This is a genomic window from Streptomyces sp. SID5643 (assembly GCF_009872555.1).
Classification (GTDB): Bacteria; Actinomycetota; Actinomycetes; order Streptomycetales; family Streptomycetaceae; genus Streptomyces; species Streptomyces iakyrus.
The window spans coordinates 1-11021 of record NZ_WWIC01000296.1 but is presented as its reverse complement, the minus strand read 5'-3'; the positions used below and the strand labels follow the sequence as shown (position 1 = coordinate 11021).

The following is an 11021-nucleotide window of genomic DNA, read 5'->3' as shown; positions in this document are numbered from 1 at the left end:
CGGGGCGTCCGCCGCCGCTGCGGCCGGCGCCGGAAGCGGGCTTGCCGGCCGGACGGCCGTTGCGGCGGGACTCGATCAGGCCCACGGCCCGCTCGGGCAGCCATGCGGAGGCCGTGCCGCTGTCGTCGGAGCCGGAGCCGAAGAGGTGGGGGGCCAGCTGGGCCTGGAGGTCGGCCGGGTTGGGACGGGCCGTCGGGTCCATCTGCATACAGGACTCGATGAGGGGCCGCAGTTCGTCCGGGAGTCCTTCGAGGTCCGGGCCCTCGCGCAGCAGCATGAAGACCGTCTCGACCGGGTTGGCGCCGTGGAAGGGCGGGTGGCCGGTGGCGGCGAAGACCAGCATGGAGCCCAGGGAGAAGACGTCGCTGGCGCCGGTGACGCTGCGGGAGTCCTTCGCCTGCTCGGGGGACATGTAGGCGGGCGTGCCGACGGCGACGTTCGTCATCGTCAAACGCGTGTTCGAGACGCCCGACGCGATGCCGAAGTCGATCACCCGGGGCCCGTCCTCCACGACCAGGACGTTCGACGGCTTGAGGTCGCGGTGCACCAGGCCCGCGCCGTGGATGGACTGGAGCGCCTCGGCCACGCCCGCCGCCAGCCAGCGCACCGCCTGGGCCGGCATCGGGCCGCAGTCGTTCACTATCTCCTCGAGGGAGGGCGCGGGGACGTACGCGGTGGCCAGCCACGGCACGGCGGCGCGCGGGTCGGCGTCCACGACCGCGGCCGTGTAGAAGCCGGAGACGGCGCGGGCCGCCTCCACCTCACGCGTGAAGCGGACCCGGAACAGCTGGTCCTCGGCCAGCTCCGTCCGGACGGTCTTGATCGCCACGCGCCGGCCGGACGCCGAACGCGCGAGATAGACCAGCCCCATGCCGCCGGCACCCAGCCGTCCCAGCACCTCGAACGGCCCGATCCGCCGCGGATCGTGCTGCGTCAGCTGATCCACCACTCTGCCTGCCACCTCCCCGTACGAGCCGCGCCAAAGCCACATGTTCCACGCGACCCCGTGCAGCGTCTCACCACCGCACCGCCATGGCGGCACGCACCCTGATTCTTCCTGGCCGGAGCCCTGGTTGCGAACCCGGTGACAATTGGGATGCCTCGGAGGATAAGTGATCGAACGATGACCAAACAATGCCTGCTCAGCGACGCAACAGCGCGAAGGACGCCCCCTGATCGTCCGTGACGACGGCGACCTCGCCGTACGAGGTCTCGAACGGCGGCGCCTGGACCCGGCCGCCGAGCCGCCGCACGTCCTCCAGCGCCGCCGGTACGTCCTCGACGGCGAAGTGCACGAGGAAGTGCGGCGGCATCTGCGCCGGGAAGACGTCGGAGACGGGGGCGCGGCCGAAGTCGGGCTCGGCGTCCGGCCCGAACAGGGCCTGCCGGAACAGCTCGCCGTAGAAGGCGTTGGCGGCCTCGGTGTCGCGGGCGTACAGCTCGGCCCAGGCGAAGGTGCCCGGCTCGTGCCGCTTGCCGAAGCCGGGGTGCTCCTCCGGCTGCCACAGGGCGAAGACGGCCCCCTCGGGGTCGGTGACGAGCGCGGTGACGCCCAGTTCCCCCGCGGGTACCGGCGCCGAGACGATCTGCCCGCCCGCGTCCCGGATGCGCCGGGCCAGAGCCGGTGCGTCCGGGGTGGCGAAGTACACCGTCCAGACCGTGGGCAGCCGGCCGTCCACCTTGCGGACCAGCGCGGCCACGGGTTCGTCGTCCTTCAGCGCCTGCGCGAAGGAGCCGAACCAGTCCTCGAAGGTCCACCCGAAAAGTTCACCGTAGAACCGCTTGCCCGCCTCGACGTCGGGAAGCTGCGCGTCCACCCAGCAGGGGACGCCCTCTCCGTACACCGATGCCCTGTTTTCGGCCATGCCGACAACGTAACCGCGACCGCCGCAACCCGCAGACCAGGCACACAGCCGCCGTACTCCCCCACACCCCATTTGCAGTCGGCCGAATCGCGCCCCGATCGCGCCTCGGTAAGCTGACGGCATGACAGGACAAGTGCGTACCGTCGACGGCCGCGTGGCCGGCAGGCGTGGGCAGGCGACCCGGCAGAAGCTGCTCGACTGCCTCAGCGAGATGCTCAGCTCCTCCCCGTACCGGGACGTCAAAGTCATCGATGTCGCCCGGAAGGCGGGCACTTCGCCCGCGACCTTCTACCAGTACTTCCCGGACGTCGAGGGCGCCGTCCTGGAGATCGCCGAGCAAATGGCGACCGAGGGGGCCGCGTTGACCGAGCTCCTGGAGGGCCGTTCCTGGGCCGGCAAGGCCGGCTGGCAGACGGCGCAGGAACTCGTCGACGGTTTCCTGGACTTCTGGCGCAAGAACGACGCGATCCTCCGGGTCGTCGACCTCGGTGCCGCCGAGGGCGACAAGCGCTTCTACAAACTCCGGATGAAGATCCTCAACTCGGTGAACAACTCCCTCGCGGACGCCGTCGCCGAGCTCCAGGCCAAGGGCAGGGTCGACAAGGACGTGAACCCGGCGGCCGTCGCCGGTTCGCTCGTCGCGATGCTCGCGGCCGTCGCCTCCCACCAGAAGGGCTTCTCCTCCTGGGGCGTGAAGCAGGCCGAACTGAAACCGAACCTCGCCCTGTTGGTGCACCTGGGCGTCACCGGCCGGAAGCCGACGAAATAGCGCGGCGCCTCGGCCTCTTACGCATCCACGTCCTGTCTGGCGGGCGGCGGTTCACACAGGTGGACCGCCGCCCGTCGCGTGTTCGTGCCTCGGCACGAGCCGGAACACCCGGATCTCCCGCTCCACCCGCGCCTGGTATGCCGCGTACGGCGGCCAGAACGCCAGCAGCGCCCGCCACACCGCCGCCCGCTCCTCCCCCGCCAGCAGCCGGGCGGTGACCGGAACGTCCCGGCCCTTCCAGCTGATCTCCGCGTCGGGGTGCGCGAGCAGGTTGTGGCTCCAGGCGGGGTGGCCCGGCCGCCCGAAGTTGGACCCGACGAGGATCCAGCAGCGCCCGCCGTCCTGCGGCATGCAGGCCAGGGGCGTACGACGGGGCAGCCCGCTCCTGGCCCCGGTGGAGGTCAGCACCACACCGGGGAGCAGGTGGGCGCTGAGCAGCACCTTGCCCCGGGTGAGCCGGTGGACGGCCCGGTCGAGGGCGGGCACCACATGCGGCGCCACCCGTGCGAAGCCTCTGGTCGACGACACCTTCTGCACCACACGCGCGCCCCTCATGTGCCGGCCTCCTCGAAGACGTGTGCCGCGTCGGCCGCCCGTGCCCGCAGCCGGTGCACCGGCCCGAACAGCAGCTCGTCGCCCGCGGCACGCTTGAAGTACAGGTGAGCCTCGTGTTCCCAGGTGAATCCGATGCCGCCGTGCAGCTGGATCCCCTCGGCGGCGGCGCGGCGCAGCGCTTCGAGCGCCTGGGCGAGGGCGAGAGCGCCGGCCGTCTCCGCCCCGGGGGCCGCGGCGGCCCAGGCCGCGTAGTACGCCGCCGACCGGGCCGCCTGAACCTGGACGTAGGCGTCGGCCAGCCGGTGCTTGACCGCCTGGAAGGAGCCGACCGGCCTGCCGAACTGCTCGCGCCGCCCCACGTGGTCGACGGTCCGCTCCAGCACCCGGCCGGCGGCCCCCACGGCCTCGGCGGCGAGGCAGGCGGCGGCGGTGTCGCCGAGCCGGGCCAGCGCTGCGAGGGCGTCGGCGGCTTCCTCACCCAGCAACTCGGCGGGTGTGTCGCGCAGTTGGATCCGCCCCTGCGGGCGGGTGGCGTCCAGGGCGGTCTGCCGGACGCGGGTGAGGCCGGGGGCGTCCCCGCGCACGAGGAAGAGGAGCACACGCGACCGGGCGAACCCCCCGGTGTGCGCGGCGACCACGAGCAGCTCGGCACTGTGCCCGTCGAGCACCTGGTCGACCTGCCCGTACACCTGCCAGCCGCCCTCCGCCCGCCGGGCCTGTACGCCCCCCGCCCGTCCTCCGCCGGCCCACTGCCCGCTCCGGTCCTGGCCGGTGAGCGCGAGGGCGGTGGCGAGGGCGGACCCCGGTACGGCGAGGGCGGCGGTGAGCCGGCCGGAGGCGATGCGCGGCAGGAGCCCGGCGCGCTGGGCGCCGGTGCCGAGGGCGAGCAGCAGCGGGGCGGTGAGGACGGCGGTGGCCAGCAGGGGGGTGGGGGCGAGGGCCCGGCCCGTCTCCTCGCAGGCCAGGGCCAGTTCGGTGACCGTGCCGCCGACTCCTCCGCAGGTCTCGGGGAGGGCCAGTCCGGGCAGTCCCAGGTGTCCGGCGAGGGCGGTCCACAGGGCCCGGTCGTGGCCGGACGGGGCGTCGACGGCGGCCCGCAGCTCTACCGGACCGCACCGCTTGTCGAGCAGATCGCGCAGAGTGCGGCGGATCTCGTCCTGTTCGTCGGTGAAGCGGGCGTCCATGGGGCACCTCTCTCCGCATCTGACGGTGCGTCATATTAGGGCTGTGGAACAGGGAAGCCCAGAGCCCTGCCGCGTCCGCCCATATCTGATGTACCGTCAGATCCATGGTGGCCCGGAGGAAAGTGGCCGTCGTCGGCGCGGCCCTTGCGGACTGCGGCCGCGTGGACGACGCGACGCCGTACGCCCTGCACGCCCAGGCGGCCCGCCGCGCCCTGGCCGACGCGGGCCTGGACCGCACGCTCGTCGACGGCTTCGCCTCGGCGGGCCTCGGCACCCTGGCGCCCGTCGAGGTCGCCGCGCACCTGGGCCTGCGCCCCACCTGGGTGGACTCCACCTCCGTGGGCGGCTCCACCTGGGAGGTCATGGCGGCCCACGCGGCGGACGCGATCGCCGCCGGGCACGCCCGCGCGGTGCTGCTCGTCTACGGCTCGACGGCCCGGGCCGACGTCCGCGCGGGCCGCCGCACCGGAACCCTGTCCTTCGGCACACGGGGCCCCCTTCAGTTCGAGGTTCCCTACGGCCACACCCTGATCGCCAAGTACGCCATGGCGGCCCGCCGCCACATGATCGAGTACGGCACGACGATCGAGCAGCTGGCGGAGGTCGCGGTCCAGGCCCGGGCCAATGCGGCCCTCAACCCGGAGGCGATGTACCGCACGCCGGTCACGGTCGAGGAGGTCCTGGCCGGGCCCGTGATCGCGGATCCCTTCACCAAGCTGCACTGCTGCGTGCGGTCCGACGGCGGGGCGGCGGTGCTGCTGGTGGCCGAGGAGTACGTACGGGACTGCCGTACGTCACCGGTGTGGGTGCTGGGGGCCGGGGAGTGCGTGTCGCACGCGGCGATGTCCGAGTGGCCGGACTTCACGGTGTCGCCGGCGGCGGTGAGCGGGCGGCTGGCGTTCGAACGGGCGGGGGTGCGGCCGTCGGAGATCGACGTCGCCGAGATCTACGACGCGTTCACCTACATGACCCTGGTGACGCTGGAGGACCTCGGCTTCTGCGCGAAGGGCGAGGGCGGGGCGTTCGTGGAGAAGGGGCGCCTGCGGGTCGAGGGCGGTGAGCTGCCGGTCAACACGGACGGGGGCGGGCTGTCGGCCCAGCACCCGGGGATGCGGGGGCTGTTCCTGCTGGTGGAGGCGGTGCGGCAGCTGCGCGGGGAGTGCGGGGAGCGCCAGGTGCGGCGGGGCGACGGCACGCTGCCGCGCCTGGCGGTGGCGTCGGGGACGGGGGGCTGGTTCTGCTCGTCGGGGACGGTGGTGCTGGGGGCGGGGTGAGGAGCGGGATGCCACGGGCCGTGCGGGGAACAGCCCTTGCCGACAAGGGCGTTGTACTGCTTCGCATGCCGACCACCCCGTCGAAGGAGACCTGAGATGGCCCTCACCCGCGAAGAGCGTGAACAGTTCCTGGCCGAACCGCACATCGCGGCGCTCGCGGTCGACGCGGGGGCGGGCCGCGCACCCCTGACGGTGCCGATCTGGTACCAGTACGAGCCCGGCGGCGACATCTGGATCCTGACGGGCCCGGACTCCCGCAAGAACAAGCTGATCAGTGCGGCGGGCCGGTTCTCGCTGATGGTGGACCGGCTGGAACCCACGATCCGGTACGTCTCGGTGGAGGGCCCGGTCGTGGACTCGTCGCCCGCCACCCTCGAACAGCTCCGCGAGATCTCGGCGCGCTACCTGCCCGCCGACAAGGTCGACGGCTACGTGGACTTCTCCTGGAAGAACCACGACGGGCACCAGGTGCTGCGGATGCGCCCGGAGCGGTGGCTGTCGTCGGACCTGGGGCAGGTGTGACACGCGCCCACCCCAGGAGTCACCGCAACCGGTGACAATCGAGGCATGGCAACCGATCTTCACGAGCTGCTGAGGTCACTCCGGGTCTGGGACCCGGAGGTCACCGACCTGCCCGCCTTCGAGTCCGCCGCCGCCCCGGCCGCTCCCCTGCCCCTGTTCACCGAGTGGTTCGCGGCGGCGGTGGCCGCCGGCCAGACGGAACCGCACACCATGTCGCTGGCGACCTCGGACGAGTCGGGCCTGCCCGACGTACGGATCGTGATGCTGCACGGCGCGGACGCCGACGGCTGGTCCTTCGCGTCCCACGCCGGGAGCCGCAAGGGCCGGCACCTCGCGGGACGCCCCTACGCCGCGCTCGGCTTCTACTGGCCGGTGCTGGGCCGCCAGGTCCGGGTGCGCGGCCCGGTCACGGCGGCCCCTTCCGAGGACGCCCAGGGCGACCTGCACGCCCGCTCGACCGGGGCGCTGGCGGCGGCGCTGACCGGGCGGCAGAGCGAGGTCCTCCCCTCGCTGGACGACCTGGCCCGGGCCTCGGAGTCGGCGTGGGAACGGGCGTCACGCGAGCCGCAGGCACCGGTGCCGTCCTGGACGCTGTACCGGTTGCGGGCCGAGGAGGTGGAGTTCTTCCAGGGGGACGAGCGACGACGGCACGTCCGGCTCCGCTACCGGCGCAAGGGGGAGCAGGGCGGCGAGGCGTGGACGCGGGAGCTGCTGTGGCCGTGAGATGACCGTCAACTTCCGTCGGTGGACGGCGACTCGAGGACTAGGCCGTTGGTGCCGGCCGGTTGGTCCCGCGGTCCGATCCTCGGGAGCGCGGTGCCGGTTAGCGTCGCACCATGCGTATAGGACTTCTCGGCACCGGTAACGTCGCCCGCGCCCTGGCCCACGGCTGGAGCGCGGCGGGACACGACGTCCTCCTCGGTTCGCGCAAGCCCGGGGAACGAACGCACCTGGGACTGCCCGTGGCAGGTCTGGACGAGACAGCGGCCCATGCGGAGGCGCTGGTCAACGCGACCCCGGGGACCGTCTCCCTGGACCTGCTCCGCTCCCTCGGGGCACCCGCCCTGGCCGGCAGGCTGCTGATCGACGTCGGGGTCGGTCTCTCCGACGACTACACGGAGCTGTCCCACCCCAACAGCAGTCTGGCCGAACAGATCCAGCGGGCCTTCCCCCAGACGCCCGTCGTCAAGACGCTGTGCACCATGGACTCGACGGCGATGACCGCGCCCGACAGCCTGGCCGGCCCGACCACCGTCTTCCTCTCCGGCGACGACCCCCGGGCCAAACAGACCACCGGCCGCCTGCTCACCGACCTCGGCTGGCCCGCCTCGTCCCAGCTGGACATCGGCGGCATCACCACGGCCCGCGGCCAGGAGCACTTCGCCCTGCTCTTCATGGGCATCGCGAACGGCCTCGGCTCCCACACGTTCAACATCCGGGTGGTGCCGCGGGCGGCTGCCTAGACGGCACCCCCTCCCAGCCGATGCCAGTCGTGACCGCACCCGTCGGCGCAGTACCGCTCCCGGCGCCGCGCGTCCGCGAGGCCCAGAACGTGGACCAGCAGACGGAACGCCTTGATCCGCTCATGCCGCGGCCGCAAGGCGGCGACCTTTCCCAGCTGCTGGTCGAAGCGCCCGGCCAGGATCAGCACCGACGGGGTGTGGGTCGGCCGGAGACCGGAGCGCCGGATGGCTTCCACCGCGTCTTCACCGGTGGCACGGGCCTGGACGCAGAATTCGCGGAGCGTCAGCAGCACCTCGTGCTGATCGTCCTCACCCAGGCCTTCGAACCATGCGAGCCCCTCTGCCTGCGGGCGCAGGCCCTGGGCGAGCTCGTTGAGCAGCACAGCGCGCTCATTCAGAGTCACGTCCCGCACTCCCCCGCGTGAAGTCGTACACCTCGAAGTCCGCCACCGGCCGGTACCCGATGCGCTGGTAGAGGCCGTTGCTGGTCGGGTTGGCCAGGTCCGTGAAGAGGAGGACCTCGTCCGCCCCGGCGGCCAGCGCGGCCCGGCTGACCTCGGCCGTCGCCGCGCCCGCGTAGCCACGCCCGCGGAAGCGCGCCGGGGTGTAGACGGTGGTGACGCGGACCTGACCGGCGACCCGGGGGCTCGTGCCGGCCATGGCGACGGGAGTGCCGTCGGGGGTCTCCCAGAAGGTGATGCTCCCGCTGTCGATACGCGCCTGAACCCACTCCGCGGAGTCGCGGACGGTACCTCCGCCGACGGCCTCACCGAACTCGTCGTGCCAGCGTCGGAGTCGCTCGCGGTCGGACTCGACGGCGACCCGGGGCCGGCCGGGCGGCACGGGTCCGGGCTCGCTCAGGGTGCCGAGCCGGTAGAGCCGCTGGCGCTGGCGCAGGGCCGCCGCCGCGCCCGTGTGCCGCTGCCAGGCCGCGGCGAAGGCGGTCGCGGTGCCGGACTCCGCGTTCACCCCGGGCAGGCTCCGGCCGAGGGCGGCCAGTCGCGCGGCGAGGGCGTCGGCCTCCTCGGGGGTCAGGGCCGTGACGTTCAGCCAGTGGGGCGGGGTGCGGAAGAAGGACGCCCGGACCTCTCCGCCCCGCTCCAGCACGCCGAACTCCGGCGCTCCCTGCCCGTACACGCTCCGGCCGCGCGTCCGCAGGTTCTCCGTGACCGTCAACGGCACGGTGTGCAACGCCGGCCGGGAGCGGAGGAAGGCACCCGCGCGGGTCAGGAAGTCGTCGAGGTCATGGGTGAGGTGCCAACTGCCCGTGTCCGTGGTTGTATCGGTGTCGGTATCCATGGTTCATGGTGCCGTCCGGGGCCGCCCGGACTCTCCTGATTTTCGGTGGCGGGCCCTCTCGCCTCACGCGCCGGCGCCCCCGGCGAGCGTGTGCGCCACCAGCGCGTTGGCGTGGCCGTGCCCCAGGCCGTGTTCGGTCTTGAGCCAGTTGACGAGCTCCACGTGCCGGGTCAGCGGCGAGGTGCGGATGAGCTCCTGCCACTCGGCGACCGGACGGCCGTACTTCTTCTCGATGGAGGGGAAGTAGCTGGCGGGGCCCTTCACAGGTGCGGTCATGGCGGCCGGTCCCTTCTGCACTGCGGTATGACTGCGGTCAAGGGGTATGACCCGCGGTGCGGGACGGACTGATCGCCCATCGACGGTGACGCACATCACATGCCGGCGTCCTGTCCGCCCGGGTCCCCCCACGGGTCCGCCGGCTCCGGATCCGTGGCCAGGCGGGCGTGGATGTGGGCGTCCCGGAACGCGTCGTGCCGCTCCTCCTGGAAGATCGCACCGCGCAGGGTCCCCTCGTACGGGAACCCGCATCTCTCGGCGATCCGGCACGACGCGTCGTGACCGACCGCGTGGTCCAGCTCCAGGCGGTGCATGCCGAGCTCCGTCAGGGCCCAGCGCGCGGTGAGCAGCAGCGCCCGGGTGGCGACGCCCTGACCGCGTGCCTCGGGGAGGACCCAGTAGCCGACCCGGGCGGACTTCAGGTGGTACTTGATCTCGTTGACGCCGATGTGCCCCAGCGGGGCGTCGCTGCGCGCGTCCGCGACCCGGAACGACACCGACGTCCCCTCCATGGCGGCCTGCGCCCGCGCGAGCAGCGACTCGCGCGCACTCGCCCGGTCCGTGACCGGGCGCAACGGGGTGTTCCAGCGCCGGAACTCCGGATCCCGCAGCCCGCGCAACCACGTGTCGACGTCGGCACCGGACCCCGCGTCCCAGGGGCGCAGGAGGAGGCCGTGGCCGCGGAGATCCGGGTGGGGGCCGGTCATCGAGTGGTCGCGTATGGGGGCCATGGGTCCCATTCAATCCCCTGGGGCGCGGTCCGGGGTGCCGTGAGAGGAAGAACGCGGTTGTCCCTCGGGCCCGGGCTCCGGGCAGCCGGGCTCCCCGGACGCCGACCCGTTCAGTCCGTCGGCACCGGACGGAACACCGGGACCCCCTCCCGGAACACCACCTCCAGGTCCGCCCCGGCCGACAGGCCCGGAGCGTGCCCGGCCCGGTGGACCGCCGCACCCACGATCTCCGTCATCATCCGCGGTCCCTCGGCGAGTTCGACCACGGCGGCGACGTACGGCACACGGTCCGCGAACGGCGGCAGGTCGTTGCGGTGGACGACGGACCAGGTGTAGAGCGTGGCGCGGCCGCTCGCCGTCTCCCAGGTCACGTCCTCGCTCCAGCAGTGGGGGCAGAACTCGCGCGGGTAGTGGTGGGCCCGGCCGCAGGCCCGGCAGCGCCGGATCAGCAGTCTGCCCCCGGCGGCCGCGTCCCAGTACGTCCGCGTGAAGGCGTCGGGCTCGGGCAGGTCGAAGCGGCCGGCCATCAGAAGAGCCCCAGCGCGCTGTCCAGCGACCACGTCTGCCAGGACATGCCGAACAGCGCGACCACCGACATCAGCGCCATCATCGAGTTCTGCCCCTGTTCGGCGACGTCGTGGATCATGAGCGTGAAGTAGAGGGCGTTGAGGAGCAGCCCGCCGGCCAGGGCGACCGGGGTGAGGAAGCCGGTGATCAGACCCAGGCCGAGTGCCAGTTCCGCGTGGACGACGACGTACGCCATCACGCGCGGGCGCGGCGCGACGGCCGCTTCGAAGCCGGACCGGACGGCGCTCCAGCGGTGCTCGGCGGCTATGCCGGCCGCCCACGTGATGCCGGTGCCCCGCTCGAACCAGGCCTCGCGGTCCTTGTGCCGCCAGCTCTCCAGCCACCACAGCCCGAGCCCGATCCGCAGCACGGCCAGCCATTCCGCTCCGGTGAGCCAGATCGTGTCCATGCAATCTGACGGTACGTCAGTTATCGGGGACCGCAAGGCCCGCGCACACCCTTCCTGTGGTGGATCACCCCAGCCGCCCCCACCCGCCCCCGCCAGGAACGATCACC

15 protein-coding genes are annotated in these 11021 nt (G+C 72.8%); 5 read left to right on the top strand and 10 right to left on the bottom strand.

What is annotated here, in order from left to right; translation table 11 throughout:
- A partial coding sequence (locus GTY56_RS32695; protein ID WP_161368894.1) for a protein kinase domain-containing protein occupies positions 1-949 on the bottom strand: 949 nt, incomplete at its 3' end.
- Positions 950-1142: 193 nt separating this feature from the next.
- Positions 1143-1865: an AfsK-binding protein KbpA gene (gene kbpA / locus GTY56_RS32690; RefSeq protein ID WP_202511046.1), complete on the bottom strand. Its 723-nt coding sequence runs from the start codon at positions 1863-1865 to the stop codon at positions 1143-1145.
- A 133-nt stretch (positions 1866-1998) separates the two neighbouring features.
- Between kbpA and GTY56_RS32685 the strand changes: the two genes are divergently transcribed.
- Entirely contained in the window at positions 1999-2634 is a 636-nt protein-coding gene (locus GTY56_RS32685; protein ID WP_161368896.1) for a TetR family transcriptional regulator, read from the top strand.
- Positions 2635-2685: 51 nt separating this feature from the next.
- Here the strand turns inward: GTY56_RS32685 and GTY56_RS32680 are convergent, their stop codons facing one another.
- Both GTY56_RS32680 and GTY56_RS32675 read right to left on the bottom strand, forming a co-directional pair.
- Positions 2686-3189: a nitroreductase/quinone reductase family protein gene (locus tag GTY56_RS32680; RefSeq protein ID WP_161368893.1), complete on the bottom strand. Its 504-nt coding sequence runs from the start codon at positions 3187-3189 to the stop codon at positions 2686-2688.
- Positions 3186-4373: an acyl-CoA dehydrogenase family protein gene (locus GTY56_RS32675; RefSeq protein WP_161368892.1), complete on the bottom strand. Its 1188-nt coding sequence runs from the start codon at positions 4371-4373 to the stop codon at positions 3186-3188. Before GTY56_RS32675 ends, GTY56_RS32680 begins: the two co-directional genes overlap by 4 nt.
- 104 nt (positions 4374-4477) lie before the next feature.
- Between GTY56_RS32675 and GTY56_RS32670 the strand changes: the two genes are divergently transcribed.
- The 4 genes from GTY56_RS32670 to GTY56_RS32655 all read left to right on the top strand — a co-directional run bounded on the left by GTY56_RS32670 (position 4478) and on the right by GTY56_RS32655 (position 7632).
- Entirely contained in the window at positions 4478-5647 is a 1170-nt protein-coding gene (locus GTY56_RS32670; RefSeq protein ID WP_161368891.1) for a thiolase C-terminal domain-containing protein, read from the top strand.
- Between the two features lie 96 nt (positions 5648-5743).
- Complete coding sequence (locus GTY56_RS32665) at positions 5744-6169, top strand: pyridoxamine 5'-phosphate oxidase family protein (RefSeq protein ID WP_161368890.1); 426 nt, start codon at positions 5744-5746, stop codon at positions 6167-6169.
- 45 nt (positions 6170-6214) lie between these two features.
- Positions 6215-6892 (top strand): pyridoxine/pyridoxamine 5'-phosphate oxidase, encoded by a 678-nt coding sequence (locus GTY56_RS32660; RefSeq protein ID WP_161368889.1) that lies wholly within the window; start codon positions 6215-6217, stop codon positions 6890-6892.
- 113 nt (positions 6893-7005) lie between these two features.
- Positions 7006-7632: an NADPH-dependent F420 reductase gene (locus GTY56_RS32655; RefSeq protein ID WP_161368888.1), complete on the top strand. Its 627-nt coding sequence runs from the start codon at positions 7006-7008 to the stop codon at positions 7630-7632.
- On the opposite strand, the gene GTY56_RS32650 is transcribed toward GTY56_RS32655, so the two are convergent.
- The 6 genes from GTY56_RS32650 to GTY56_RS32625 form a co-directional block, all read right to left on the bottom strand.
- Positions 7629-8015: a DUF5958 family protein gene (locus GTY56_RS32650; protein WP_346345638.1), complete on the bottom strand. Its 387-nt coding sequence runs from the start codon at positions 8013-8015 to the stop codon at positions 7629-7631. The two genes, GTY56_RS32655 and GTY56_RS32650, sit on opposite strands and share 4 nt — an antisense overlap.
- 7 nt (positions 8016-8022) lie before the next feature.
- Complete coding sequence (locus tag GTY56_RS32645) at positions 8023-8931, bottom strand: GNAT family N-acetyltransferase (protein WP_161368887.1); 909 nt, start codon at positions 8929-8931, stop codon at positions 8023-8025.
- A gap of 63 nt (positions 8932-8994) precedes the next feature.
- Positions 8995-9207: a DUF4287 domain-containing protein gene (locus GTY56_RS32640; protein WP_161368886.1), complete on the bottom strand. Its 213-nt coding sequence runs from the start codon at positions 9205-9207 to the stop codon at positions 8995-8997.
- A gap of 95 nt (positions 9208-9302) precedes the next feature.
- Positions 9303-9938 carry a GNAT family N-acetyltransferase gene (locus GTY56_RS32635; protein ID WP_161368885.1) on the bottom strand — a complete coding sequence of 212 codons (636 nt, stop codon included), beginning with the start codon at positions 9936-9938 and terminating at the stop codon, positions 9303-9305.
- A 110-nt stretch (positions 9939-10048) separates the two neighbouring features.
- Positions 10049-10465 carry a Zn-ribbon domain-containing OB-fold protein gene (locus GTY56_RS32630; protein ID WP_161368884.1) on the bottom strand — a complete coding sequence of 139 codons (417 nt, stop codon included), beginning with the start codon at positions 10463-10465 and terminating at the stop codon, positions 10049-10051.
- Positions 10465-10914 (bottom strand): DoxX family protein, encoded by a 450-nt coding sequence (locus GTY56_RS32625; RefSeq protein WP_161368883.1) that lies wholly within the window; start codon positions 10912-10914, stop codon positions 10465-10467. The genes GTY56_RS32630 and GTY56_RS32625 overlap by 1 nt, the downstream gene beginning before the upstream one ends.
- Positions 10915-11021 lie beyond the last annotated feature (107 nt).